This is a genomic window from Dyella sp. OK584 (genome assembly GCF_057787755.1).
In genome coordinates, this window is record NZ_CM173542.1 from 3758194 (window position 1) to 3784842 (window position 26649).

Annotated in this window: 16 protein-coding genes; 9 read left to right on the forward strand and 7 right to left on the reverse strand. The window is 63.2% G+C overall.

What is annotated here, in order from left to right; genetic code table 11:
- Positions 1-62: 62 nt before the first annotated feature.
- The 4 genes from AC3CBN_RS16965 to AC3CBN_RS16980 all read right to left on the reverse strand — a co-directional run bounded on the left by AC3CBN_RS16965 (position 63) and on the right by AC3CBN_RS16980 (position 9445).
- Positions 63-3359: a GH92 family glycosyl hydrolase gene (locus tag AC3CBN_RS16965; protein WP_488634164.1), complete on the reverse strand. Its 3297-nt coding sequence runs from the start codon at positions 3357-3359 to the stop codon at positions 63-65.
- Between the two features lie 194 nt (positions 3360-3553).
- Positions 3554-5893: a GH92 family glycosyl hydrolase gene (locus tag AC3CBN_RS16970; RefSeq protein WP_488634165.1), complete on the reverse strand. Its 2340-nt coding sequence runs from the start codon at positions 5891-5893 to the stop codon at positions 3554-3556.
- 418 nt (positions 5894-6311) lie between these two features.
- Positions 6312-7682, reverse strand: coding sequence for a sigma-54-dependent transcriptional regulator (locus tag AC3CBN_RS16975; RefSeq protein WP_488634166.1), 1371 nt, complete (start codon positions 7680-7682; stop codon positions 6312-6314).
- On the reverse strand, positions 7682-9445 hold the full coding sequence (locus AC3CBN_RS16980) for a sensor histidine kinase (RefSeq protein ID WP_488634167.1): 1764 nt from the start codon (positions 9443-9445) through the stop codon (positions 7682-7684). Before AC3CBN_RS16980 ends, AC3CBN_RS16975 begins: the two co-directional genes overlap by 1 nt.
- A gap of 213 nt (positions 9446-9658) precedes the next feature.
- Here AC3CBN_RS16980 and AC3CBN_RS16985 point away from each other — a divergent pair, with 213 nt between their 5' ends.
- From AC3CBN_RS16985 to AC3CBN_RS17025, 9 genes are all read left to right on the forward strand, one after another.
- Positions 9659-10765, forward strand: a complete 1107-nt coding sequence (locus tag AC3CBN_RS16985; RefSeq protein ID WP_488634168.1) for a hypothetical protein — start codon at positions 9659-9661, stop codon at positions 10763-10765.
- Between the two features lies 1 nt (position 10766).
- Positions 10767-11267 carry a type 2 periplasmic-binding domain-containing protein gene (locus AC3CBN_RS16990; RefSeq protein ID WP_488634169.1) on the forward strand — a complete coding sequence of 167 codons (501 nt, stop codon included), beginning with the start codon at positions 10767-10769 and terminating at the stop codon, positions 11265-11267.
- Positions 11268-11530: 263 nt separating this feature from the next.
- The gene (locus tag AC3CBN_RS16995) at positions 11531-12334 is read left to right on the forward strand and encodes an SDR family oxidoreductase (RefSeq protein WP_488634170.1); all 804 of its coding nucleotides are present in this window, start codon (positions 11531-11533) and stop codon (positions 12332-12334) included.
- 205 nt (positions 12335-12539) lie between these two features.
- A complete protein-coding gene (locus AC3CBN_RS17000) occupies positions 12540-13541 on the forward strand; it encodes a glycosyltransferase family 9 protein (protein ID WP_488634171.1) in 1002 nt (333 codons plus the stop codon).
- A complete protein-coding gene (locus AC3CBN_RS17005) occupies positions 13538-15382 on the forward strand; it encodes an ArnT family glycosyltransferase (RefSeq protein ID WP_488634172.1) in 1845 nt (614 codons plus the stop codon). Before AC3CBN_RS17000 ends, AC3CBN_RS17005 begins: the two co-directional genes overlap by 4 nt.
- A gap of 146 nt (positions 15383-15528) precedes the next feature.
- On the forward strand, positions 15529-17100 hold the full coding sequence (locus AC3CBN_RS17010) for an ArnT family glycosyltransferase (RefSeq protein ID WP_488636756.1): 1572 nt from the start codon (positions 15529-15531) through the stop codon (positions 17098-17100).
- Between the two features lies 1 nt (position 17101).
- On the forward strand, positions 17102-18706 hold the full coding sequence (locus tag AC3CBN_RS17015; RefSeq protein ID WP_488634173.1) for an ArnT family glycosyltransferase: 1605 nt from the start codon (positions 17102-17104) through the stop codon (positions 18704-18706).
- 252 nt (positions 18707-18958) lie between these two features.
- Positions 18959-20047, forward strand: a complete 1089-nt coding sequence (locus tag AC3CBN_RS17020) for a catalase family peroxidase (RefSeq protein WP_488634174.1) — start codon at positions 18959-18961, stop codon at positions 20045-20047.
- Positions 20047-20661 (forward strand): cytochrome b, encoded by a 615-nt coding sequence (locus tag AC3CBN_RS17025; protein ID WP_488634175.1) that lies wholly within the window; start codon positions 20047-20049, stop codon positions 20659-20661. The genes AC3CBN_RS17020 and AC3CBN_RS17025 overlap by 1 nt, the downstream gene beginning before the upstream one ends.
- A gap of 114 nt (positions 20662-20775) precedes the next feature.
- On the opposite strand, the gene AC3CBN_RS17030 is transcribed toward AC3CBN_RS17025, so the two are convergent.
- Genes AC3CBN_RS17030 through AC3CBN_RS17040 form a run of 3 tightly spaced genes read right to left on the reverse strand, consistent with a single transcriptional unit; the run spans position 20776 to position 26548 of the window.
- Positions 20776-22248, reverse strand: coding sequence for an efflux transporter outer membrane subunit (locus AC3CBN_RS17030; RefSeq protein ID WP_488634176.1), 1473 nt, complete (start codon positions 22246-22248; stop codon positions 20776-20778).
- Positions 22245-25415: an efflux RND transporter permease subunit gene (locus AC3CBN_RS17035; protein WP_488634177.1), complete on the reverse strand. Its 3171-nt coding sequence runs from the start codon at positions 25413-25415 to the stop codon at positions 22245-22247. The genes AC3CBN_RS17030 and AC3CBN_RS17035 overlap by 4 nt, the downstream gene beginning before the upstream one ends.
- Positions 25412-26548 (reverse strand): efflux RND transporter periplasmic adaptor subunit, encoded by a 1137-nt coding sequence (locus tag AC3CBN_RS17040; protein ID WP_488634178.1) that lies wholly within the window; start codon positions 26546-26548, stop codon positions 25412-25414. The genes AC3CBN_RS17035 and AC3CBN_RS17040 overlap by 4 nt, the downstream gene beginning before the upstream one ends.
- Positions 26549-26649 lie beyond the last annotated feature (101 nt).

Below are 26649 nucleotides of genomic sequence, written 5' to 3' on the forward strand. Positions count from 1 at the left end.
GCAAGCCTCTCCCGTGCCGCAGGCGTTGCCGCCTGCGACTGGTGCGTCCCGCATTGGTCAGCTCATGACCCGGGCTTGAGCCCGAGCCATTCCATCTCCGACAAAGTCACGCCCTGCCCTGCGGCCCCCCGAGCGTCTTGCCAGCGGTAATACGTGTAGTCACCCGGTTGGGCGACGGTGAATGCTCGTGTCTGACGCCGCCACGCGAAGCGCTCGTCCTGGCGGCTATCCAGCCTGGTCCAATGCGTGCCGTCGTTGGAACCTTCCACGGTCCAGTCGCGCGGATCGTCGCCGCGCCCGGAGCCGGAGGTCAGCGTGTACATCAGCACGCGCTGTGCACTGTCGAAATGGACGGCACTGCCATGGATGGTCGCTTCCGAATCGGATGTGTTGTCGCTGATTGCCTGGGCCGCGGTGGCGTCGCCCTCTGCAGTCACCTTCGCGTGCAGCGCATCGACCAGATCCACCATGGGCGTAGGCTTCTTGTCGCCCTGGGTCAGTGAGGGCAGACGCGCTTCGTCGCCCGATCCCCAGCGCGATGGCTGCGGGCCCATGTGGAATACCAGCTCGGCGCCGTTGGCGAGGTCGGCATGGTTGAGCCAACTCTTGTCGTAAGGCTGGCCATTGAGCGTGACGCTCTGGATGTAGCGATTGCGATCGCTCACTTCCGGCGCGCGGACGTCCAGCGTTTTCCCGTTCTCGAGATGGATGCGCATATGCGGGAAATACGGTGCGCCAATCGCATAAGTAGGCGTACCCATGCGCAACGGATAGAAACCGGCGGCGCTGAAAAACCACCAGCCGGACATCTCGCCGTTGTCCTCGTCGCCGGGGTAACCCTGGCCGATCTCGCTACCGATGTAGAGACGCGACAGCGCATCGCGCACCTTGTCCTGCGTCTTCCACGGCTGGCCGACCAGGTCGTACATGTAGAGGATGTGGTGCGACGGCTGGTTGCTGTGTCCGTACTGCCCCATGCGCACGTCGCGCGCTTCGAGCATCTCGTGAATCGCGTCGCCATATTCGCCGACGTGGAAGGTCGTGCCGGCATCGAAGAACGCGTCAAGCTTCCTGGCCAGACCGTTGGTGCCTCCGTAGAGGTTGGCAAGGCCCTGCCCGTCCTGCACGCCTTCGAACGCCATGTTCCAGGCATTGGTCTCGGTGTAGTCACCGCCCCAGGCGAGCGGATCGAAATGGGTGGCATCGGTACGCCAGCCGCCGTCGGGCTTGCGCCCTACGAAGAAGCCCACTTCCGGATCGAATAGGTTTGTGTAACCTAGCGCGCGACTATGGAAGTAGCGCGCGTCATCGGCGTAGTGGCTCGCGTAAGGATCGTTCGCATCATGCGTGGATGCGAGGTTGTGTGCGAGTTCGCCAATGCCGAAATCGTTGAGGTAGCCGGCCATCGACCAGGACAACGCCTCGTCGGTACTGTTGTCCACGTAACCGTGGAACACGGATCGGGCGATGCCCTTGCGGCCGGCGCCGGGGATATCGCTGACCACCGTCGCATCCTTCAGCGCGGCCTGGTAGAACGAGCGCACATCGAAGTTGTGTATTCCCTTGTTCCACGCGTCCGCGAAGGCGATGTCGGCGCTGGTGCCTACCATCAGATCGGCATAGCCCGGAGAGGACCAGCGCGCGATCCAGCCACCATCGCGATATTGCTGTACGAAACCGTCGATCATCTCGCCTGCCTGCCTCGGCGTGAGCAGTGCATAGGCCGGCCATGCCGTGCGGTACGTATCCCACAGACCGTTGTTGACGTACGGCTTGCCGGCCAACACGCGCGCGCCGGTCTGGGTTGGCGTGCTGCTGCCGCCCGGTGGCGAGAACGGACTGGCGTAGCGATAGTCCGGCCTGGCCGCCGTGCCCACGTTCTCGTAGGCTTCGTTCGGATAGAGGAACAGGCGGTACAGATTGGAATACAGCAGCATCTTGTCGGCGGCGCTTGCACCGGGCAGTTCGATGCGACCAAGCATCTCGTTCCAGCGTGCCGCTGCGCGGGCCTGCACGGTATCGAACGTATCGCTGGAGGCGATTTCCTGCGCGAGGTTGCGCTTGGCCTGCTCCAGGCTGATCAGCGAGGTGGCGATGCGCATCGTTACCGTCTTGTGCTCGCTCGTGTCAAAACCGAACCAGGCGGCGACGTGATTGCGTCCCTGACCGGATAGCTGACCGCTCTCGGTCACCGGGCGATCGAACGTGGCATAAAAAAACAACCGCGGCGCGCCGGTGGAGAGCCGGCTGGCGACATCCGAATAGCCGCTGATACTCGCGTGGGAGGGATCGAGTGTCACGCCGCCGTGATCGTCGCGGTTGTCGAAAACAAGCTGCGAGCGTTCGCCCGCAAAAGTGAAACGCATCATCGCCGCATGACTGGTGGGCGTCATGGCAGCGGTGATGCCATTGTCGAAGCGCACTTCGTAGAGATCGGCGCGCGCGGTTTCATGATCGTGCGAAAAGCTCAACGAGCGCGCCGCACGATCCAGCGGTGGCGCGCCACTGGCGACGGCGGCAGGCATCACCTGGAACGTCTGGCGATCGCCCATCCACGGGCTCGGTTCGTGACTGAGCGAGAAGGCCTGGATGCGCGGACGATTGTCGTCACCGTTGCGCTCCTGGTACTGGTAGATCCAGTCCGATCCGGCATTCGTGGTCGGTGTCCAGAAGTTGAAGCCATGTGGCAGTGCTACGGCGGGGAAGTTGTTGCCACGGGAGAAATGTCCGTTGGCGTTGGTGCCGCGCCGCGTCTCGACATACGTATGGGGCGAGGCGTTTGCGTTGGCGGTGGCCTGCTCATGCAAGCGCACGTCGTCGAGATAGCCGTGAAACGCATGGCTTCCGGCCGGTGCGTCTTCGGCCAGTTCAACCGCCGTCACGATTTTCCCCGCCGCCACGGCACCGACATCCACGTCGATGGCATTCCACTGGTTGTCGTGCAGCATGCGTGCACTGCCCTGCGCTACGGCGCTGGCGTGGACACGGTGCTGGTCCAGCGCGCTGAGCGACGACAATCGCGTGCCGTCTGCGAACACCAGATCCAACGCCACGTACTGGGCCGCACCGCGCGCGTCATCGGAGGCGCCTGGAAACACGCGATAGCTGAGATGCGTATTCGGGCTCACGGCGCGGCGCAAGGGGAACAGCATCAAACGGCGCTGGCCCGGCGATGTCGCCGAGTCGGCGTCATAGCGCAGCGCATGCGCGCCGGTAAAACCGACACCCGGCTTGGAGGTGAGGGATTCCTCCTTGCCGGGGCCGGGCACCACGTTCGCATGCCAGCCGCTCACGCTCGCTTGTGTTGGCGTTGCCTCACCCGCTTCGAACGAAGTGAAGAAGGCGGCTTGCTCGCCCATGTCATGGGCGGCCCTCGCCTGGATTCCGGCAGCCGCCAACAGGCACGCCATCACCAACGTGCCTGCGAGATGTTTCCTTCGGCCAAGCGGCTTCGCATTCGCCCGCGAACCCTGCGACCTTATCGTCTTGCTCACCATTCCCCTGCCCTCCCCACATGCGTGATCAACCACGAACCGGATTCCCCGTGCCTTGCTCAGGATTGCGGCGGCGGGAACGACGGCGGCGCGTTGGCAATGTTGCTACCCCATTTCGTATCCGGCTTGGCGTGGAGGGCAAAGTTGAGATGCCCGCCCTTGGTGGCAAAGCTGGCCGGAAGCCAGGGGCTGTCATGAATCTTCCCGTCCACCGTAAGACCATGCACGAATGGCGTGTCGCTCGCAGCGGCGGGCGCATCGATCACGATGTCGCCGCCCGCACGATGAACGACCGCACGCGGAAACAGCGGGCTGCCGATCAACAGCTCGGCGCGCCCCGGAATGGCGGGATACAGCCCCAGTGCCGACCACACGTACCAGGACGACATCTCGCCCAGATCGTCGTTGCCGGGAATGCCATCGGGGGCGTTCTTCCACAACGTGTTGAGCACGATCCGCACGGCTTCCTGTGTCTTGAACGGCTGGCCCGCAAAAGCGTACAGCCATGGCGTGCCAATCGACGGCTCGTTGTCCAGTTCCGCATGCAACGGACCGCTTCCCGTCAACGCCCACTGGCCCTTGTCGTCATGGAAGAAACGATCCAGTCGCGCGACCGCCTTGTCATAACCGCCCAGCTGATTGAACAGGCCGTGTACGTCAAACGGCACCATCCACAGGTAGACCGACGCACTGCCTTCCACGAAACCTTCATCTGTTTCCGGCGTGAAAGCCGGCCAGCTGCCATCCGCGTTGCGATTCTGGATATAGCCACCTTGCGGCGTTGCCTTGGCATTGAACAGGTTGCGCCAATAGCCGGCACGCGTCAGGAAACGACGTTCGCCATCGGTGTCGCCGACCCGTGCCGCCAGCTGGGCGAGCGCGAAATCGGCGGTGACGTCCTCGAGTGTTTCCGCGGCACCACCCCAGGCATGCGAGGTGGTGGCGATGTAGTGCAACGTCAGCCACTGGTCGAGCGACGGACGTTGGCCCACGCATTCGACGTTGCAGCCGTCATCGGAAAGATCATGCGCGGTGGGTTCGGTGGCGGCCTTCGCCAACGAAGCATAGGCACCGCGCAGATCGAAATCGTGCCCGCCAAACGCGTCGATGGCTGCAAGCGCCGGCACCGCCGGATCACCGCTCATGACATGCGTGCCACCACTGTTGTGCGTCCAGCGATCCCACTCGCCGTTGTTCTGCTGTGCCTGGTTGTAAAGCGACTGCGCCATGTCGCTGCCGACGTCAGGGTTGATCCAGGTAAGCAATTGCAGCTGCGATCGGTAGACATCCCAACCCGAGAAATTGGCGTACTGCGCGCGCTGGGTTCCACTGACGCGATGCACCTGCTGGTCGAATCCGCGGTATTCGCCGTTGACGTCACTGAATACGTTGGGATGTATCAGCGAGTGGTAGAGCGCCGTGTAGAACGTGGTGCGCTGCTCGTCGGTGCCACCCTGGATGGTGATCTTGCCCAGCGCATCGTTCCACGCGTTGCTGTTCCTGGCACGCAGTTGGTCGAGTGTCGTGTCCCGGGCAATCTCCGCGTCCAGGTTGGCCTGCGCGTTGGCCAGGCTCACATAGGAAATGCCGACACGCGCCTGCACGGTGCCGCCCGTCGGCGCGAACCCCAACCACACGCCCGAACCCTTGCCGGGCTCGGGAAAACCCTTGTCGCCATAGCCTGTGCCGCCCTGCGCTGCGTTGTGCCCGGCTTGCACCACCGCGTCATGCCATGCACCGGTGTTCGCGAACGGCTGGTCGAATTGCGCGACGAAATACAGCGTGTAGTAACTGCGCTGATCGGCCTTGGCCAGATAGCCACAGAAATTGCCGCTGGTGACAGAGCCGCGAACCGTGCGTGAGGCAGCATCAACCGTCACGCTGGCATCGCTGCTGCCTACCTCGGAATCAGACGCGCGGATCAGCACATTGGCTGGCTTGCCCGCAGGAAACGAGAAGCTCGCCAGGCCGCTGCGCATCGCGGCAGCCAGTTCCACGCTTACGCCGTTAGCGAGTCGTACCCGGTAGTCGCCCGGCTTGGCATGTTCGTCGGCGTGGCGGAAATCACTTGCATAGAGGCTGTCCGCGGCATCGGCCGATGGCGAACTGGTGACAGCTGTAGTGATCGGCATGAACGGAATGTCGCCGCTTGCACCGGCACAGCCAGCACCGGATAGATGGGTAAGACTGAAGCCCCGCATGCGGGTGGCGTCGTACTGGTAGCCGCTGGGCGACGCCGTGTGCGTGTGCTTGCCGCGCGTGTTTTCCGGGCTCCACTGCAGCATGCCGAACGGCATGGAAACACCGGGAAACGTGTTGCCGCCATGTCGGCTGCCGATCAACGGATTGACCTCGTCGGCTGGCCGGCCGGCGCCTTGCGCCATGAGCGGCCCGGCCATGGCCAACGTCGCACCCCACGTCAGGGCGATGGCTAACCCGCGGCATATAGGTAGAACAACAGATGAGCCCTGCTTCATACCGCACTCCCCTCGTTGCCAAAGGCCAGTTAGATGGCCATTTTTCTGTTTTTGGATCGATCTAAATCAACGACCTAAAAAAAAGCGATGCGACTTTGGCTACCTCCAAACCACCCCTGGAAGAAACCTCAAGACCGATGCCTAACGACAACTCTAACCCGACTCTGTGCGACGAAGCTTGCTGCGTTGCAGAAAACGATAGCCCTTGCATCTCCCGACAAATACGAAGAGCCGCCGCTTGCAATGGCTTCGTCGCAAAAAGAAATGCCGAGCACGTTCGATCCTTCCGTCTACCGACTGCCCCACACTCGGCACCACTCGAAACAGCATCGCCCTCGGATCAGAGCTGATAGCTCTTGAGCTTGTACCAAAGTGTGCGCTCGCTTACACCGAGCAGGCGAGCGGCAGCGGCCTTGTTGTTGTCGCTGCGCTTGAGCGCGGATTCGATGAGCTGGCGTTCCAGCGCCTCGACGTGATCCTTCATCGATAACGCACCGGTAAGTTGCGCCTCTCGCATTGGCGTTGCAGGAGTCACATCCAAACCGTCTTCAGCAAGCTCAGCCGGCAGGTGCTCCATGGTCACCTCGTCTCCGCGGCAGAGCACGGCAGCGCGTTCCATCAGGTTCTCCAACTCACGCACATTGCCGGGCCACGCATAGGCCTCCAGCCGCTCCAGCGCCTTGTCGCTGAGGTGCGGTGGCGTTCGACCCTGCTCGAGTGAATGCTTGTGCAGGAAATGGTTCGCAAGCAACGGAATGTCGCCACGGCGGTCGCGCAGCAGCGGTACGTCGATGCGTACCACATTGAGGCGAAAGTACAGATCCCTGCGCAACTGTCCGGTTTCCACCACCTGCTGCAGATCGCGGTTGGTTGCGGCAACCACGCGCAGGTCGATGGGTGTAGCGATGTTGGCGCCGAGCCTTTCGATGGTGCCTTCCTGCAACACCCGCAGCAGCTTGGCTTGCAGGTTGGAGGGCATCTCGGTGATTTCGTCGAGGAAGATCGTGCCGCCGCTGGCCAGCTCGCACTTGCCAATGCGATCGCGCAAGGCACCGGTGAATGCGCCCTTGATGTGCCCGAACAGCTCGGTTTCCAGCAAGTCAGATGGAATGGCGGCGCAGTTGATCGGTACGAACAATCCCGTACGACCGGACGCAGCGTGAATGGCGCGCGCCACCAGCTCCTTGCCGGTGCCGGTGTCACCGACGACAAAAATACTGCTGCGCGTGGGCGCCACCTGCCTGATCAGACGATAGAGCGCCTGCATGTGCTCGCTGACACCGATGAAGTCGCCCCAGCCCCTTGAGATTTCCTCCTTGAGAAAACGGTTCTCGCGCTGTACGGCCTGCATGGCCAGCACGCGCGTTACCGCCATCTCGATGGTTTCCATCTCAAAGGGACGAATGATGTAATCGGCGGCCCCAAGCTTCATGGCGGCCACCGCGGTCTCAATGGTGCCGTACGCGGTCATCACGATTACCGGCACATCTTCGCCCCGTTCGCGTAACGCACTGAGCAACCCGATGCCGTCCATATGCGGCATCCTCAAGTCGGTCAGCACCAGATCGAAGGCGCCCTTTTCGATAGCCGCCAACGCATCCAGCCCATCGGCCGCCTGCTGCACTTCGTGCCCCATGGTTTTTAGCGACAGTTCGAGGATGCGGCGCATCTTCGCTTCGTTGTCGACCACAAGTATCCGGCTGGCGCTCATCATTGTTGCTCGCGTACGACGAATCGAATGTTGAAGGATGCACCACCCCAGGTGCTTTCGCCCACGATGATCTCTCCGCCATGCACCTGCACAATCTGCTGCACGATGGTCAGGCCCAGCCCGATGCCGCCTTCACGGCGACTGAAGAAAGGGTCAAAAATAGTCTGGCGCAACGACAGCGGCACGCCAGGGCCATCGTCGGCCACGCTGATCCAGATCGCTGTCGCGTCGCGATGCGTGCTGATCTGCACCCGTCCGCCGTTGCCGACGAAAGCGAGCGCGTTCAGCACAAGATTGAGGAGCACCTGCATGATCTGCTCGCGGTCGCAGCTGAAGATCAGGTCTGCTTCCTCGAAGTCCCTCGTCAGACTCACCTCCGCCTGCTCGGCACGCGAGGCCAACAGACCAAGCACACTGTCGATGATGGCGTGCAGGTCGTGCGGCCTGAAGTCCGGCGGTGTCGGCCGCGCGCATTCCAGCAGCAAGGTCACCAGCCGGTTGAGGCGCTCGGTTTCAGTGAAGATGAAGCCAATCAGCTCCTTCTCCTTGTCGCCAAGATCCGGCTGGCGCTGCAACAGCTGGGCCGAGCTGCGCAGGATACCCATGGGCGTTCGCACCTCATGCGCCATGATGGCGGCCATTTCACCCACCACGGCCAGTTTGCCGGCCCGCACGACCTGCTCGCGCGAGCGGCCGAGCGCGTCGATCATGTCCACGTAGGCACTGTGCAGTTCACGCACTTCGGAAATATGGGTGGCTGGCAGCAGCGGCAGTGCCGACTCGCGCTGACGAAAGCGGCGCGTGAAATCGGTGAGGGCGACGATGGGCAGCGCAATGCGATTGGCCAGTCGCGAGGAAATCCACAACCCCGCCATCAGTGTCACCAGCAGCACTGCGAGCATCGCCCACAGCAGCCGCCAGATCGGGCTGAACGATACCGAGGTCGGCTCCATCATCACGATATGCCAGCCGAGTCCCTCAAATTGCTGGTAGCCCGCCGACGTGGCGACACCGACCAGCAACGTGTCGTAGCCCAGTGCGCTGCCATCACGCACATACGACACTGCGCCCTGCTCGGGCAGGCGCCAGTCGAGATGAAGCCGCGAGATGTCGATGTGCTCCCTAAGGCCGGCCGATGCCGCGATGGCATGTCCTTCGTGATCGAGCAGAAGCAGGCTGCGCGGGCCGTGCTCGACCGCCTCGTCAAGCAGCGCCTGCACCGCGCGCCAGTCCAGTAGCACATACAGGTAACCGATACTGCCTTGCCCAAACGCATTGGGAATCGGCGTGCGCAAGGCTGCCTCACCCATCCCACCGACGTCGCCTTTCGCGATGAACACGTTGCCGAGTCGCGCACCCGGCACCGGTTGCCAGGCTTCTGCCGTGGGAACCTGCTTGTCGATCAGCGCCAGGTTGCTGGATGCCACCACGCGCCCATTGACGTCGGTGCACAGCAGCGCCTCGTACGCGGTGCCCTGCCCCGCATGCAGATCCGAAAGAAAGTGCGACAGGCGCTTGTCCACGTCGGATACGCGAATGTCCTGCATCACCTCCAGGCCGCTCCATACGCGCATGTTCTCGATATGCGCAAACAGCAGCGTATCGATGCGCTGCATCACCGTGCTGGCACCGAACCGCAGGTTGCCCGCGATTTCGGACTGCAGCGCACTGCGGAACTGATAGAACGACAGCGCGCCGACCACCGTCACCGTGCCCAGCAGGGTCCAGAACAGCAGGCGAAACAGGGCCGATCGTGTCGTCAAGGTGGGTCCGTCGCCAATGGATAAAAAGAGCGATTCCAGAGGGTTCCGCGCGCCAAGGCTTTGCGGTGATGCCCGCCAGTGTCGCAGAATCCGCCGCGGCACCAAGGCTGCCAGACTCGGCCGCCAGTCAGCCCATCCCGTTCGCTTGCCACACGCCCCTCAAGGTCGTGCTCGCCGGCACCGGCCCACCGAACTCTGGTTCAAGGCATCACGATGAACAGGCTTTCGCGTCGCCTCATACGCTATGGCGTGGCCGCCATGTTGTCCACGGCCCTGTCCCTGGCGTGGCCGGCGAAATCCATGGCCGCCGAGGACGACGCAGGCTGGCACCCGGCGCCTTACTCCCTCGGTCAGGGCCTTTATTTCCCCTCGCAAGGGCTGCGTATCGGCGGTTACCTCGACTTCAATTTCTATAACGTCTCCAGCGCGCCAACCACATCCAACGTGCACGACCTCAGTCTGTTCGTCACCAAGGACCTGGGCACCAACTGGCAACTGTTCACGGAGATTGAAGCCAGCAATACGGTGAACACGTCGGGACGGCATAGCGATAACGACGACGCAGAACTCGATATCGAGCGTCTGTACGCGGACTATCACGCCAACCAGGCCATGACGTTCCGTTTCGGCAAGTTCCTCACGCCCGTCGGCGAGTGGAATCTGGTGCACGCCGATCCGCTGACCTGGACCGTCTCGCGTCCGCTATCCACCTCGGCCGCGTTTGCGCGCCACGCCACCGGCGCGATGATGTTCGGGACCCTTCCCGTGGTCGGCAACGACTTCGACTACTGGGTGTTTGCCGACGATAGCAAGGACCTCAACATCGGCCGGGACCAGGACAACGCCTTCACCAACTTCGGCACCGACGAAACCCTGCAGAACAGTTTCCGGCAGGCCGTGGGTGGACGCGCGCTGTACCACCTGTTCGGCGACACGCTGAACATCGGCGCTTCGGTGGTCAATTACGAGCTGGAAATGCCGCGACAGAAGTATCTGTTGAGCGGCATCGATTTCAGCTGGACGAGCCGCTACGTGAGCTTCAGCGGCGAAGGCATCTATCGCAGCAGTACGAGTAACCGGCCCGACGAACGCGGTGGCTTCCTCCAGGCCGAAGTTCCGCTGATGCAGCGCTTTTACCTGATCGGCCGTTACGAACGCTATCGCTCGTCGACGCCCGCACAAACCACCACGATCCGCACGGAGGCGATCAACTATCGCCCCATCGAAGGCGTGGTGCTGAAACTCGAATACCGGGACGGCACGCATAACCAGCTGCTCGCACCGACAGGCTGGCTGGCCTCGGTGGCGGTGCTGTTCTGACATGTCGCATTCCGCCCAACAGCGGTTTGCCACGCTCTTTGGCGTCAGCGTCCTGCTGATGCTGGCGTGCAACGCATGGGCGGTACAACCACAGATCGCAGTGATCACCGGGCCGGATGCCCCTCACCTCTCGCTGACCCGCGATACGTTGCGCAACATCTATCTCAAGCGAGTATTCGTGGACGAAGGCGGCCAGCGAGTGACACCGGTCAACCTGCCCCCGGGATCGCCACTGCGCGACGCGTTCTCCCGCGCGATCGTGCATATGGCAGATGCGCAACTGCAGGAGTACTGGGATCGCCAGTACTTCCAGGGCACCAGTCCGCCCTACGTTTTGGGTTCGCAGGATGCCGTCGTGCGGTTCGTCGCGGTGACGCCTGGTGCCATCGGCTACGTGGCGCCATGCCACGTCGATGCGAGCGTGCACGTTGTATACGTGGTGACTCTGCCGCCCAGGTCGGTGGACGATGTCTCCTCCTGCCTGGACCGCGGCACGCCCTGAGCAAGGCGCACCACGCCATTTCTTGCAGACAAAGATTGCAGGCTGCAGCTTTCGCCGGCCGGGAAACGGCGTAAGAATCTCGTTATTCGGAAGAAGAAACAGTCGGTTGCATCGTTGGCACGGAAATCGCCTCGGAAGCATTGATCTCCTCTTCGTCGATTCCCAATGCCTGTACTCACCGATGCAGCTCATTTGACTCCCCGCACACCGATCGCCGGTTCGCTGGCGACGCTTCGGTCGTTCGCAGTCGGGGCTGGGCGCCCGTGAAGCTCCAGGGCAAGCGCATTCTTCTGACCGGCGCTGCCAGCAGCCTCGGTTGCGACCTCAGCCGGGCGCTGGCATCCAAAGGGGCACGACTCGTACTGATAGGGCGCACTGAGGCGTCGGTCGCCAGCCTTGAGCATCTGATCGCGAAACAGGCGATGGACGCCATCGCCCTGCAGGCCGACCTGACGGAGCCGGCATCCCGCTGTCATGCCGTACAGCGAGCCATGGACCTGCACGGCGGTGTCGACATTTTGATCAACCTGGCCAATACGCTCGATGCCGGGCCCTTCAACGAACAAGAGGCGGACATGATCCCGCGCCTGCTCTCGGTGAACCTGGAAGCGCCGATGCAGATGTCGCGCGAGGTACTGCCCGCCATGATCGGGAGCGGCCGCGGCCATATCGTCAACATTGGCTCGATGCTCGGCAGCATCGGCTATCCAGGATTTGCCACCTACTCGGCGAGCAAGTGTGCACTGCGCGGCTTCTCGCAGGCGCTTCACCGCGAGCTGGCCGGCAGTGGCGTAATGGTGACCTACGTAGCACCCCGCAGGGTGCGCGCATCGGTCAATCCTGACGCCGCGCTCGACATGACGGCGGGGGAACTGATACACATGGAGGAGAGGGCGTGGATAGCCGCTCGCATCGTGAGGGCGATCGAGCGGGACAAGGGCGAGGCCTATCTCGGTTTTCCCGAAAACCTGTTCGCGCGCGTCAACGCGCTTCTTCCCCGTGTATTGAATCGCCTGCTCCGCAAGGCGGCGCGCTCCGCGGCGCCTTGCGTGCGGGGCCTGCCGTGAACCAAAGAAATTGCCAGCCGATTTACCCGCTTCAACAACCGCGTCGCCAGGCACGTTAGGTCACGCGCCAGGTCGTCCACTCACTTACCAGCACCGGTGTCGCTTGAACCAACCCATCGCGAATCCCAGGCAGGAGCCGATCCCGCGAAAAGGAATTTTCCGCATTCTCGTATGCCGGCCAAATCATCGGCTTGGCAACACCATCTTGCTAACACCGCTGATCACGGAGCTGGAGCGCCAGTACAAAGGCGCTGAGATCGACATCATTTCGGAAGGCGATATTGCCGAAGAAGTGTTCGCCACCTTCTTCAGCGTGAAGAACATCTATTGCCTGCCCAAACGAGGGTTCAAGCATCCGTTGTCATTTCTTGGCCTGCTGCACCAGGTGCGCAGGACCCGTTACGACCTCATCATCGATCCCTGCCTGGGCTCCGGCTTCAGCCGCGCGTTGACCCGATTCCTCCACGGCACCTACAAGCTGGGCTTTGGCGACAAGCCCACGCACTCGGGGCTCACGCATCAGGTGCCGGCTACCACTGCGCCGCGCCATATGGCCAAGCGCCCGGTAAACCTGCTGCGCTGGACACTCGCACAGCAAACGGCCGACGACGCCAACTACCCGCCGCTGGACATCCGCCTCACCGATGTCGAGCTGAAACATGGCCGACATGCCATTCGCGAACTGCTTTCCGCTTCTCAGCAAACGACGACGCCACCCATTGTCGGCATCTTCGCCAATGCCACCGGCGCCAAGCGGTATCCGATGGAGTGGTGGCGCGAGTTCATCGATGCCTTCAAGGCGATGTGCCCTTCTTCGAGCATCATCGAGCTGATTCCGATGCATGGGCATTCGATGCTCGGTGCAGAGTGGCCGGGCTACTACTCGTCCGACATCCGTCGCATGGGCGCGGTGATGGCCGGCACGAACCTGATGATCACCGCCGACTGCGGCGTGATGCATCTGGCCGTGGCCTCGCGGGTGCCCACGGTCGGCATGTTCTGCGTGACCGACGCTTCGGTCTATGCGCCCTATGGTCTGGGCAGTTGCTCGCTGTCGACACAGGGGCTGTCGCCACAGGAAGCCGCGCGTCGAGTCGTTGACTCCTTTCCTGATGTGCTCGCGCAGGGAGCGCATGCCGAGATCGCCGGCGGTCATGTTCCGCCGCGCAGCTCCATCGCATTTGAACAACAGGTGCGGGCACGATGAGCGAAAGCAGCGGAAAGCCGCTCGGCGCGGTGCCAAAGCACACCGACGTCGTCCGGCTGGACGACTATCGTTCCGGCGACCCAAGCCAGCCCAAAGGAGCGGAGAATCCGCCTGCCGCGGCGACGTGGCCGCGGGAGCGACTGGAGCGCTGGCTGCTGATACTTGGCGCGCTCCTGCTACTGGCCGCTGGTATCGGCCTGCGCGGGCCCACGCCTTCGGACGAACCGCGCTTTGCTCTGGTAGCCCACCAGATGGTGGCGTCGGGAAACTGGTTGATTCCGCATCGCGGCACCGACTGGTACTCGGACAAACCGCCGACGTTCATGGCGTTGCAGGCGCTGTCGTACGTGCTGACCGGCAACTGGTGGGTTGCGTTCCTCTTGCCCTCGCTGCTCAGCTCGATCGGTACCTTGTGGCTGGTCTACGACCTGGCGCGCCGGCTGTGGAGCCACCGCGTAGGCATGTGGGCAGGGCTTGCGTTGCTGTGCACGGTGCAGTTCGTGTTCCAGGCGAAGCGGGGACAGATCGACCCCACCGTTACCTTCTTCCTCACTCTGGCCAACGTGGGTTTGCTGCGTCATTTCCTGCTGGGCCCGGATTGGCGCGCGTTCTGGCTTGGCTGTTTTGCGGCGGGACTCGGCGTGATCACCAAGGGCATTGGTGTGCTCGCGTTCCTGATGCTGCTGCCGTGGCTGTTTGCGCGCTTTGGCAAATGGAACGGGTTGCCGTCCATCGCTTCCGGACCGCTGCCGTGGCTGGGTGGCCTCGTCGCATTTGCCGTGGCCATCGGGCTTTGGCTGGTGCCCCTGCTGCTGTACGTGAACGCTCACGACAGCGCGACTGCCCGCGCTTATCTCAACGACATTTTCTACAACCAGACGGTGCATCGCTACGTCCATCCGTGGAACAGCATCCAGCCGCCGTGGTTCTACCTGGAAGTGATCTTCACCTCCTGGCTGCCGCTGACCCTGGCATTGCCTGGACTGCTGCCAGCGTGGTGGGAACGCCTGCGCTCCCGCGACGCGCGCGTGTTGCTGCCGTTGGCGTGGGTGGTGATGGTCATCGTGTTCTTCAGCCTGACCCGGGCCAAGCGCGATGTGTACATCATGCCCGCGCTGCCGTTGCTGGCACTGTGTGCTGCGCCGTTTCTCGAAAACATCATGCAGCGGCGCTGGGCGCAGTGGGCGACCATCAGCTTCCTCGCGTTGCTTGGCGCGGCGTCTTTGGGCATCGGCGTCGCGGCGCTGCTGTTTCACCCTGCGGCAGCCGCTCGATTCATCGAGGCCCGGCAGCTCGGCACACAAGCGCCGTTGCTGTGGGGCATGTTCGTGGCCATGGGCGCATGGCTGCTGCTCTACGTGCTGTGGTTCCGGCTGCGTCGCGCCGGCCAGGCTCTGTTGGTGGGCCTAACCGGTGTGTGGGTCCTGTGGGGGCTAGGCATTGCGCCGCTGCTGGCGCGTGCGAGTTCGCCAGCCGCGCTCGCTGCACGCGTCGAGCAGACCATCGGCCCGCAGGCCGAACTGGCGCTGGTGGCGTGGAAGGAAGAACTTCCACCCGCATTCACGCACACGCTCACCGACTTCGGTTTTGTCACGCCGTGGCATAGCCAGCTGGCCGATGCCATCCGTTGGCAGACGCAGGCCCCCGAACAGCGCTGGGTACTTGTGCTTGCTGATGTGATGGAGCCGTGCATCAACCCCGCCGCCACCCAGGACATGGGCGTGACCAGTGGTCGCAACTGGCGGCTGTTTCGCCTGGATGCGGTAGCGCTGGCCTGTCGCGACGGAAATGTGCCTGCCGGCGCTGTCGACGATTGGGGCGGCATCGACAGCCATCGCTAACGAATCCATACCAACGCTGTGCCGCTATTCACCACCTGCTTTGAGTTCGCCACGTGACTTACTTCGACACACCCGCCGTCGAGACCCGATCCGAGCAACGCCCGTGGCTTGCGGTGGGTCTTCGATGGTCATGGCTACCGTTCTGGATGGTCGCGGCGCTGGTGGCCATCTTCCAGCACGGCCCGATGCCCATGTACTCGACGCGCACGTTGTCGGTGGCCTGGGAAATGTGGATACGCCACAGCTTTCTGGTGCCGTACCTCAACGGGCAACCCTATAGCGACAAGCCGCCGCTGCTGCTGTGGCTGATCCATCTGGGATGGGCCATTGGTGGTGTGGGCGATGTGTGGCCGCGCTTGCTCGAAGTGATGCTCGGTGCCAGCGGGCTGCTGCTGGTCGCGCGACTGGCACGCCATCTGTTTCCAGCGCGACCGGCAATCGCGCACGCCACGCCATGGATCTTGCTCGCTTTCACTTATGGATTCCTGTTCGGCCTGCAGGTGATGTACGAAGTGCTCCTGGCCAACTGCGTGCTGGCCGCCCTGCTCTGCCTGGCACCCACACCGCAACGCGAGGCGCCACGCTTCGCCTGGTTCGCGGTTGCGGTGGGACTGGGCCTGCTCGCCAAAGGGCCGGTGATGCTGCTTCATGTGGCGTTCCCGTGGTTGCTCGGCCCGTGGTGGAACGATTGGGCAAGGCGCGAACGCGGACGCTGGTATGTGCGCGGCGGCCTGGCTCTGCTGGCGGGTTGTTGCGTGCTGCTGACGTGGGCGTTGCTGGCTGCGTGGTCGGGTGGCGAGGCGTATCGGCACAAGCTGCTGGTGCACCAGACGGCGGGCCGCGTGGTCGATGCATTCGCGCACGCCGAGCCGTTCTGGTGGTATGTGCCGTTGCTGCCCGTACTGGTGTTTCCTTTCGCGCTATGGCCGCGTGCGTGGCTGGCCCTGGGCAGCCTGCGCCGCCCGTTCGAGCCAGGGTTGCGTTTCCTCTTTGTGTGGCTCGGCCCCGTGCTGCTGAGCTTTTCGTTGGTCAGCGGCAAGCAGCTCTATTACCTGCTGCCGGAGTACGCCGGTTTCGCCATGTTGATGGCGGCGGCGTTGCCACATCTGCGCGAGCGCCAGTCCGGTAGTGGACGCTGGCTGTCCCCGTGGCCGATGGCGCTGGTGCTAGGCGTTGCCGGCATAGCGTTGATCGTGCTGGAGCCGCTGGTGACGAACGGGCGAGTTGTCGATCCGCAGTTCACAGCATTGGCGATGTACAGCACACCGTTCGGCGTGCTGTTCCTGTTGCTCGCATTGGGGATCGCGGTGATCCACCGAGGCGAGTTGTACCGAGTGGCGGGCGCTGGCTTGATCGCCACCGTTGCGGCCAACGGCCTGTTCAGCCTGACCCTTTGGCCGGCTTATGACTTCACACCGGTAGCGTCGCTGCTGGCGAAGGCGGAGGCAGGCGGTCAGCCCGTTGCCAATCTCGAATCCAACGACGGGCAATACACCTTCCTCGGTCGCCTGACACAGCCGATCACCCAACTGCACGGCGATCAATCGCTAAGGCAATGGGCGCTGGCACACCCCAACGGTCTGGTTGTCACCTATCCGAAAGTGCTGAGTGCCGCCGACCGCGAGCAAGCGGTGTACATGCAGCCGTTCCGCGGCATCTGGCTCGCCGTCTGGCCAGCGCCCGCACTCGTGGAGGCCCTACCTCAGGAGGCTCTCTGAGATGGATCTGTCCGCCACGCTGCGTCGCACAGCGCCAGCTTGGCCTGCGCTGTGCTTGTTACTGCTCGCCGCAATGCTCGGCGTGCTACCGCCGGTTCCCATCGATGAAACGAGATACCTTGGCATCGCCTGGGAGATGCGCCAGTCGGCCTCGTGGGCGACGCTACATCTCAACGGGTTTCCGTATTTTGACAAGCCACCGCTGCTGTTCTGGCTGATCAATCTCAGCTGGAGCGCCATGGGCGTATCGCTGTGGTCGGCCCGGTTGCTGGTGCTTGCATTCGGCGCAGGCAGCATCGAGCTGTGCCGTCGTCTAGAGCAGCGCCTGTCGCCCGGCGCAACGAACCAGGCAGCCTGGCTCCTGCTGGGCACGCTGTTCTTTGCCCTGTTAGCCAGCGTGGTGATGTTCGACATCATGCTTTGCTTCTTCGTGCTCATGGCGTTCCTGGCCGTCGTACGACACGTGCAGGGCGATGGGTTGCGTGCACTGGTCATGCTGTTCGTGGCCTGCAGTCTGGGCATGCTCACCAAAGGGCCAGTGATGTTGCTGCATATGGCCGGCCCGATCCTGCTTGCACGCTGGTGGGCAGCTCCCGGCAGTCGGCCGCGCATAGGCATGCTGTTGTCTGTCGCTCTGCTCTCGGTCATCCCGGTGCTTCTGTGGGCACTGATCGCGCTGCGTGGCTACAGTCCGCACGAAGCCTGGCAACTAATAATGAAACAGACCACGGGACGGGTGGTGGACAGCTTTGTGCATAACCGTCCCTTCTGGTGGTACTTGCCTGTACTGCCTGTGCTGATGCTTCCCTGGCCGCTGCTGTTGCGCTGGAAGCACCTCCGGTCTGCTGCGCGACGCTGTTTGCGATCGACGACCGCACGCTTTGGCCTGTGCGCTTGGGTGCCTGCGTTCATCGGTTTTAGCCTGGTCAGCGGCAAGCAGGTGCATTACCTGCTGCCGCTGCTGCCGGGAGCGATGCTCCTGCTCAGCGCTTTGTGGCAAACCGGTCAATCCTTGCTGTCGTTGCGCCGCATGCTGGTTCTCGTTGCCGCGGTGGCAGGCGCACTGATATGGGCCCTGCTGCGCCCGGCTCATTCGCAACCGGGCCACGACCTAACGCCGATTGCGCTCTATCTCCTCTCGGCTGCCTGCATCATTCTGGCAGCATGGCTGTCGTGGACGCGGCGCGAGGTGCCGCCACCACGTGCTGCCGCCATCGCCACGCTACTGCTGGCCGTAGCCCTTCTTCCGTTGCTGCGCTCTCAGGTGATCGGCAGTATGGACGTCCGTCCGCTGGCGCAACGCGTCGCGAGCCTGCAACGGCAGGGCGTGCCACTCGTGCGCATTGCCAGCGAACCCGGTCTGCTCACCTTCGCTGCACGCATGACCGAGCCGCTTGTCCAGACCGACGCCCCCGCGCAATGGGCGCAGCAGCACCCCGACGGTTTCGTGCTCACCTATGCCGGCCACGGGCACATGCCGGGGGGATTGCAGGATGGCGTAGCGTTATCCAGCGGCTGGGTGGGCCTGATGCCTGCCGCAGTCGTCGAAGATCGCGCAGCGGCTGACGACCATAACCCAGCCGTTAGCCAGGAATCCAAGCCGTAAAACGGTTCCATGCCTTCGCCCTGCTTCGCGACAATAGCGCCTGAGTCGGTCTCCATGATGGCGCGCGCGAAGTCTTCGCCTCGGTTCTCATTGAGGTCTATGCTTGCCCTGTTCCACTATCTGTAGCTAGTTGATCGGTGATGGTCGACGCCGACGGTGTTGGCAGAAGGTGCATCACACCTACGTAACCTTTGGTTGCAGGCTAACGAAGTCAGGTATTCATCCTTTTGACTTCTCTGTCGGGAGCGCCACATGCTCGATCCAAGCCATACGCCGCCAGCACATCCGTTCTTGCGGTGGGCAACGATAGCGGCAGCCGTTGCCTCGCTTGGCGCTGCCTTCGGTTACGTTGGTGGCTGGCTCACACCGCAGCGACTTACGCCCCAGCACATCGTCGACGCGTTACAGCACAACAGCGGCGTGCACCCGGGCTACCGGCGCAACCATGCCAAGGGCGTGTGCGTGGCCGGCTATTTCGAGAGCAACGGCGCGGCAGCCGCTTATTCCAGGGCCGGCGTGTTTGCCGTAGGTCGGACACCGGTGGTGGGTCGGTTTGCCATTCCGGGCGGCAATCCCTATGCGCCGGATGGAAGCGTGCCCATCCGCAGCCTTGCACTGCGATTTACTCTCGCCAATGGCCAGCAGTGGCGCACAGGCATGAACAGCATGCCGGTGTTTGCCGTATCCACGCCGCAAGGCTTTTACGATCAGGTGCAGGCAAGCCGCCCCGACCCCGCCACCGGCAAACCTGATCCCGCGCGGCTCGCTGCGTTCTTTGCCGCGCATCCGGAAACCGCCGCATTCCGCGCCTGGGCCAAGACCGCGAAGCCGTCGGCCAGCTTTGTCACCGAGAGCTACAGCGGCCTGGACGCGTTCTACTTCGTCGATGTGAAAGACCAACGCCACGCCGTGCGCTGGCAAGTGACGCCCGAAGCCGCCACTGACGACATCGGCGGCGGCCCGGCGGCGGGTGATGGCAACTATCTTGCGCAGGATCTGCGACAGCACCTCGCCAACGGACCGCAGCGCTGGCACCTTCGCGTGACACTCGCGGCGCCTGGTGATCCGACCGACGATGCAACCAAGGCCTGGCCTGCGGATCGCACCACCATCGATGCAGGCACACTGGTGATCGAAAGCGAGCAGCCGCAGGAAAGCGGTCCATGTCGTGACATCAACTACGACCCGACCATTCTTCCCGATGGCATCCAGGTTTCCGACGACCCGCTGCTGGCAGCGCGTTCCGCCGCCTATGCCGATTCTTATCTGCGCCGTACGAGCGAAGAAGCCCATTTTCCCGGCACCGCACGGGCCAGCACCAGCAAGCCGGAGGGCAAGTGATGAACACACCGGCTGCCTTCCACCCGCTCGCCCGACTGCTGCACTGGACCATGGCCGTGTTGATCCTTGCGATGCTGTTTATCGGCGTGGGCATGGTCACGACGGTCTCGACGAAACACCAATGGCTGCTCGCGATCCACAAGCCGCTGGGTATCACCATCTTTGTGCTGGCCATCCTGCGCCTGGGCGTACGCTTGCGCTTTCGTCCGCCAGCCCTGCCTGCCGACATGCCGGCCTGGCAGCAGTTTGCGGCACACGCCTCGCACTGGATGCTGTATGCGCTGATGCTGACGATGCCGCTGATCGGCTGGGCGATGTTGTCGGCTGGCGGCTATCCCATCATGCTCGGAAGCGCCTGGCACCTCCCGTCCATTCTCCCGGCGAACGCTGTGTTGTTCGCATGGCTGCGTGAAGCTCACGGTTACCTTGCCTATCTGCTGTTTCTCACCATCCTTGGACACATGGCGGCCGCGCTCTATCACGGTTTGATCCGTCGCGACGATGTCTTGCCGAGCATGACGTTTCCGTCGTCCGCGGCAGAGTCGCGTGTGACGCTGCCAACGCCGGAAGGCGATATGGAAGCCGTGCCGCCAGCACCGACACAAGAAGATTAAGAAGACTCAGCACCGTCATCCCAGCGAAAGCTGGGATCCAGTGCCTTTCTTCAAGGTACCGAAGACGCTGGATCCCAGCTTTCGCTGGGATGACGGCTTTGATCGAGGCTCTTGCTATTCGGGAGCCTTGTGCCCGACTAGCCCACCACTGTCCTCCGGCGTCGTCCCCATCGCCTGATACAACGCTGCCGTGTCCACCAGTCGCGCGGCAGATGTCTGGATATCGGACAGCCGCGCGTTCTGCCAGCGTTGCTCACTGACGAGCGTCGCGGGGTAGGAAACCGCCCCCAACTGATAACGCGCCTTGAGGTCGGCGTACGACTGCCCCGCTGCATTCGACGCGGCCTGCGCCGCTTGCAGGGCCAATGCATCCTGCTGCAATGCCGTGAGCGAGTCGGCCACGTTCTGGAAGGCGTTGAGCACCGTCTGCCGGTATTGCGACAGGCTGGCGTCGTACTCTGCGATGGCCGCCTTGCGCTGCGCCATCAGGGCGCCGCCGTGGAAGATCGGCTGCGCTAGCGAAAGACCCACGCCCCATATGCCTGTTCCGCCGCTAAACAATTGCGACTCCTTGAAAGCCGCCGATCCCAGCGAAGCAGACAGCGAGATACGCGGAAACAGATTCGCCGTGGCCACGCCGACCTGTGCCGAAGCCGCCTGCACGACGGCCTCCGCAGCCAGCACGTCAGGGCGCTGGTGCAGCAGGTCCGATGGCACGCTCACCGGAACGTCCGTCGGCAAGCGCCACTGCATCATCGACAGCGCCTCGGGTGCCTGATCCGGCGTACGCCCCATGAGCACGGCAAGCGTGTGCCGTGCACGCTGCGCCTGGAAGCGCAAAGGCGGCAGCGAAGCGTCCAGCGCCGCAGCACTCTGCTGAGCGCTGAGCACATCGTCATGCGATGCCGCGCCCAGGCTGTACGCCTTCTGCGCCAGATCGGCCTGTTCGTGCGCCAGCATGGCCAGCCGTGAAGTGACTGTCAGCTGTTCGGCCAGCGACGAGGCGTCGATGGCCGTGATCACGATATTCGCCGCCAAGGCACGCCGCGCGCCTTCAAGCTGAAAGGCCTGCTGATCCACCTGCGCCGCGGCCTGCTTGATGCCGTAACGCGTCGCGCCGAACACGTCGAAGGTGTAACTCAGGCTCAACTGCCCCGCATAGACGTTGTACAGGCTGGTGGTTGGCCCGACGTTCGGAAACCCCAACTCGCGTTGCCGGCTGGCCTGCCCCTGCGCGTCGAGCGACGGCAACTGCGTGGAACCGACCTGCGCACGAAACTGTTGATGCGCTGCCTCCAGGGTGTGGCGCGTGGCATCCAGTGACGGATTGTTGCGGAGTCCCTCGTCCACCCAGGCATCGAGAGTGTCCGAGCCGTATAGACGCCACCAGTCCGGCACGGCAGCAGCACCCGCATCAAAATGCTGCGCGACACCACCGGCCTCCGCGCTGGCTGCGGGCATCGGCGCGACGGTGTAGCTTTCCGGTGATGGCGAAGCCGGCGGTTTCGCCGGTGGTGCGAAGGAACACCCGGCCAGTACCAGCGCACTCGCCAACAACGTCAACTGAAACGACTTCACTGGCTTCATGGTGCAACCTCCTGCGCCGGCTCGTCGGCCCGCACGCGGAACCAGGCGGCATACAACGCCGGCAGATAGAACAAGGTGAGCACGGTCGCGACAGTGATGCCGCCCATCAGCGCGGTCGCCATCGGTCCGAAGAAGTTGCTGCGCAACAGCGGGATCAGCGCAAGCACTGCAGCAGCGGCCGTCAGCGTGATCGGACGGAATCGCCGCACCGTCGCGCCTACAATCGCTTCCCAGCGCGGATGCCCGGCCTGGATGTCCTGCTCGATCTGGTCGACCAGGATCACCGAGTTGCGCATGATGATGCCGAACATCGCGATCGTTCCCAGCATGGCGACAAACCCGAACGGCTGGTGGAACAACAGCAGCGAGCCGATCACGCCGATCAACCCCAGCGGCGCGGTGAGCACCACCATAAAGGTGCGGCCGATGCTCTGCAGCTGGATCATCAGCAGTGTCAGCACCGCAATCATCATCAGTGGCATCTGCACATTGATCGAGCCTTGCGCCTTCTGGTTCTGCTCCACCGAACCGCCAACCTCAACGCGATAACCCACCGGCAAATGGCTGCGGATGTTGCCAAGCTTCTTTTCGATGGCGCTGGTGACATCGAGACCCTGCGCGCCGTTGCGCGTATCGGCCTGCACCGTGATGGTCGGCTGGCGGTCACGCTCCCAAATCACTCCGTATTCCAGTCCGTAGCTCACGCGACCCAGTTGGGACAGCGGAATGGCCGTGCCGCTGGGCGTGGGAATCGCCAGTCGCTCGATCTGGTCGGGATGGATGCGATCGGCCTTCGGCGCGCGCAGGTCCACCGCAATCAGCTTGTCGCGCTCGCGATACTGCGTCACCGTGGTGCCGGACAAGGTCATGGCGAGGAAGCCGGCCACGTCCTGCGAAGTGATGCCGAGCTGGCGTGCCTTGATCTGGTCGATCTCGAAACGCACGGAACGCTCGCCCGGTTCGTCCCAGTCGAACTGCACGTTGCGCGTTTGTGGATCGGCGCGCATCACGCCTGCCACCTGCTCCGCAATGCCGCGCACCTTCGCAATGTCGTCGCCCTGCACACGGAACTGCACCGGGAAGCCGACCGGCGGGCCATTCTCCAGCCGGCTTACGCGGCTGCGCACGGCGGAGAAGTCGCGCTGCAACATGCCATCGAGATAGTGCGCCAGCTGCTCGCGCTGCTCGACACTCTTCGCAGTGATCACGAATTGCGCGAAGTTCGGCTGGGCGAGCTGCTGGTCCAGCGGCAGGTAGAAGCGCGGTGCGCCGCTGCCGACGAAGCTGACATAGTTGCCGACTTCCTTGCGATCCTTGATCGCGGCCTCGAAGCGTTTCACCTGATTGAGCGTCGCTTCGAACGACGCGCCTTCAGGCAAGCGCAGATCGACCAACAATTCCGGCCGATCGGAACTGGGGAAGAATTGCTTGGGCACCAGACCAAAGCCCGCCAAGGCCACGATGAACAAGGCAACCGTCGCGCCTAGCACCAGGAAGCGATGCTTCAGGCAGAAGTCCAGCCAACCACGGAAACGGCGATAGAACGTGGTGTCGTAGATTTCGATCTCACCTTCCTTGTGCACCAAGGCCGCTGCTTTCGCGCTACGCGCCTCGTTCCAGCGATGCGGCAACAAGCGCGCCCACCACTCCTTGCCCGGCTTGGCACGCTGGTGATGCTCGGGAAGCAGGTGATAGCCCAGCAGCGGAATCACGATCACTGCCGCCAGCCACGACACCAACAGCGCGATGGCAGACACCTCGAAGATCGAGCGCGTGTACTCGCCCGTACCCGACTTGGCCAGCGCAATCGGCAGGAACCCGGCGACAGTGATAAGCGTGCCGGTAAGCATCGGAAACGCCGTGCTCGTATAGGCGAATGCTGCAGCGCGCACGCGACTCCAGCCCTGCTCCAGCTTCACTGACATCATTTCGACCGCGATGATGGCGTCATCCACCAGCAATCCCAGTGCGAGCACCAGCGTACCCAACGACACTTTGTGTAGACCGATGCCGAGCATGTCCATGAACAGCGCAGTCACCGCCAGCACGAACGGAATGGAGATCACCACCACCATGCCAGTGCGGAACCCCAGGCTCAGCAGGCTGACCAACAAGACGATGCCCACCGCCTCGGCCACCGACTCCAGAAAGTCGTCAACCGAATGGGACACCGCGTGCGGCATGCTGGTGACTTCGGACAACTTCAAGCCCGCAGGCAAGCGCTTCTGCAGCGACGCCGTCGCCGTATCGAGCGCTTTGCCGAGATGGATAACGTCATTACCCGGCTGCATGGTGACGCCGATACCCAGCACCGGCTTCGCCATGAAACGCACCTGCTGGCTCGGCGGGTCGTCGTAGCCCTTGTGGATGGTTGCGATGTCACCGAGCCGGAAGGTCTGGTTGTTGATGCGCAACAGCATGTTCTTGAGCGCGTCGACATCGCCAAACTGCCCGGTCGGTCGCACGAACACGCGATCGTCCGTTGTGGTCAGCACGCCGGCTGAAGCTACCGCGTTCTGCTGGTTGATCGCCTGCGCCAACTGCTGTGGGCTGATGCCCATCTTGGACAGCCGCGCATTCAGCGTTTCGATATAGATGTGCTGGTTCTGGTCGCCAAAGAAATCGACCTTGCCTACGCCCGGCACCCGCAGCAGTTCCACGCGCAACTGGTCAGCGTAGTCGTGCAGCTGCGCTGGCGTGAAGCCGTCACCTTCCAACGCATAGATGTTGGTGTAGACATCGCCGAATTCGTCATTGAAGAACGGCCCCTGCACACCCGGCGGCAGCTGCGCTGCGATGTCACCCACCTTCTTGCGCACCTGATACCAGGTATCGGGCACGCTGGAGGCGGGGGCGGAATCCTTGATGTTGAAGAAGATCAGCGACTCGCCCGGGCGCGAGTAACTGCGCAGGAAATCGATCGACGGCGTTTCCTGCAGCTTGCGCGAAATGCGGTCGGTAACCTGCTCCTGCACCTGCTTGGCATCGGCGCCGGGCCAGAAGGTCTGCACTACCATCACCTTGAAGGTGAACGGCGGATCTTCCGATTGCGACAGGCGGCTGTACGACAGCATGCCGAACACCGCCACCATCACCATCAGGAAGAAGACCAGCGACTGATGCCGCAGCGTCCACGCGGAAAGATTGAAGCGCCCTTCCTGGTTCATAGCGGCGCATCCTCGGGATGCGGCGGAGCGATCGGCTCCACCTTTTCGCCGGCGGATACCGTGTGCACACCCTGCATCACCACGCGCTCGCCCGCGTGCAGGCCCGATCCGATCAACACATCGCGTTCACTGAAGCGCAACACGGTGACCGGGCGCAGTTCCAGCGTGGAGTCCTTGGCGCGCACCACCCACACGGCCGGCTGCTCACCCTGATGGAACAACGCCGTGGCGGGAATGCGAATGCCATCGGCAACCCGAGTGGAAGCCGACAAACTGACCTGAGCCGTCATGCCCAGCCGCACCTCCGGGCCGGGCTGATCGAGCGTGAGCTTGATGCGATAAGTACGCGACTGCGGGTCGGCCGCCGGCGCGATATCGCGCACATGACCGCTCAGCGTCTTACCCGGCAGGGCAAGCAAGGTCACCGTCGCGCCCTGCCCGACCGCGATGCCGGCAAGACGGTCTTCGGACACATCGAAGAACACATCGCAATCGCCAGTCCACGCGAAACCGAACACCGGCTGGCCCGCTGCCACTACCTGTCCCACGTCGGCCTGCTCGCTGGTGATGCTGCCGTCGCGATCAGCCACCAGCGTGGTGTAGCGCGACTGGTTTTGCGCCAATGCCAGCTGCTGCTCTGCCTGGTTACGCGCGGCCAGTGCCGCGGCATAAGCGTCGTGCGTCTGCTCGAGCTGCAATTGGCTGATGAGGTTCTGCTTGGCCTGCGCCTCGTCGCGATCGCGCTGCTGGGTAGCGAACACGAGGCGATGCTCCGCCGCATCCAGCGAAGCCTGTGCAGATGCCTGGGAGCGCGCGGCGTCAGCGTCATCCAGTTGGGCCAGCACCTGCCCCTTCTTCACCCTGTCACCCAGGCGTGCCTGGCGGGCAACCAGCTGGCCGCCCAAGCGGAACGACAGTGGCATTTCGTAGCGCGCATGCACTTCGCCAGGAAACGGCTCATGCGACACACCATCGGCAAGCTGTACCGGCAAGGCGATCACGGGACGTGCCGCCTCAAGCTGCGGCGCGCCCTTGCCGCAGCCGGTTAACAGGGCCAGCGCCACCAGGGCGCCGGGCAACCAAAGATGTCGTGCCCGAACGTCGGCCGACAGTCGAAAATCACGGTGAGTCACGAGCCGCTCCTGAGCATGGGGATGCCTGCGGGGTACCAAACGGACCATCGGCCCGTCGGAATAAATTCAGTCATGGATACTAATACATAGTTGTATTTGAA

Excerpts from the sequence above, each read along its gene's own strand:
- AC3CBN_RS16965 (WP_488634164.1), bottom strand. The coding sequence starts at position 3,359 with ATGGGCGAGCAAGCCGCCTTCTTCACTTCGTTCGAAGCGGGTGAGGCA.
- AC3CBN_RS16970 (WP_488634165.1), bottom strand. The coding sequence starts at position 5,893 with ATGGCCGGGCCGCTCATGGCGCAAGGCGCCGGCCGGCCAGCCGACGAG.
- AC3CBN_RS16975 (WP_488634166.1), bottom strand. The coding sequence starts at position 7,682 with ATGAGCGCCAGCCGGATACTTGTGGTCGACAACGAAGCGAAGATGCGC.
- AC3CBN_RS16985 (WP_488634168.1), top strand. The coding sequence starts at position 9,659 with ATGAACAGGCTTTCGCGTCGCCTCATACGCTATGGCGTGGCCGCCATG.
- AC3CBN_RS16990 (WP_488634169.1), top strand. The coding sequence starts at position 10,767 with ATGTCGCATTCCGCCCAACAGCGGTTTGCCACGCTCTTTGGCGTCAGC.
- AC3CBN_RS17005 (WP_488634172.1), top strand. The coding sequence starts at position 13,538 with ATGAGCGAAAGCAGCGGAAAGCCGCTCGGCGCGGTGCCAAAGCACACC.
- AC3CBN_RS17010 (WP_488636756.1), top strand. The coding sequence starts at position 15,529 with ATGGTCGCGGCGCTGGTGGCCATCTTCCAGCACGGCCCGATGCCCATG.
- AC3CBN_RS17015 (WP_488634173.1), top strand. The coding sequence starts at position 17,102 with ATGGATCTGTCCGCCACGCTGCGTCGCACAGCGCCAGCTTGGCCTGCG.
- AC3CBN_RS17020 (WP_488634174.1), top strand. The coding sequence starts at position 18,959 with ATGCTCGATCCAAGCCATACGCCGCCAGCACATCCGTTCTTGCGGTGG.
- AC3CBN_RS17025 (WP_488634175.1), top strand. The coding sequence starts at position 20,047 with ATGAACACACCGGCTGCCTTCCACCCGCTCGCCCGACTGCTGCACTGG.
- AC3CBN_RS17030 (WP_488634176.1), bottom strand. The coding sequence starts at position 22,248 with ATGAAGCCAGTGAAGTCGTTTCAGTTGACGTTGTTGGCGAGTGCGCTG.
- AC3CBN_RS17035 (WP_488634177.1), bottom strand. The coding sequence starts at position 25,415 with ATGAACCAGGAAGGGCGCTTCAATCTTTCCGCGTGGACGCTGCGGCAT.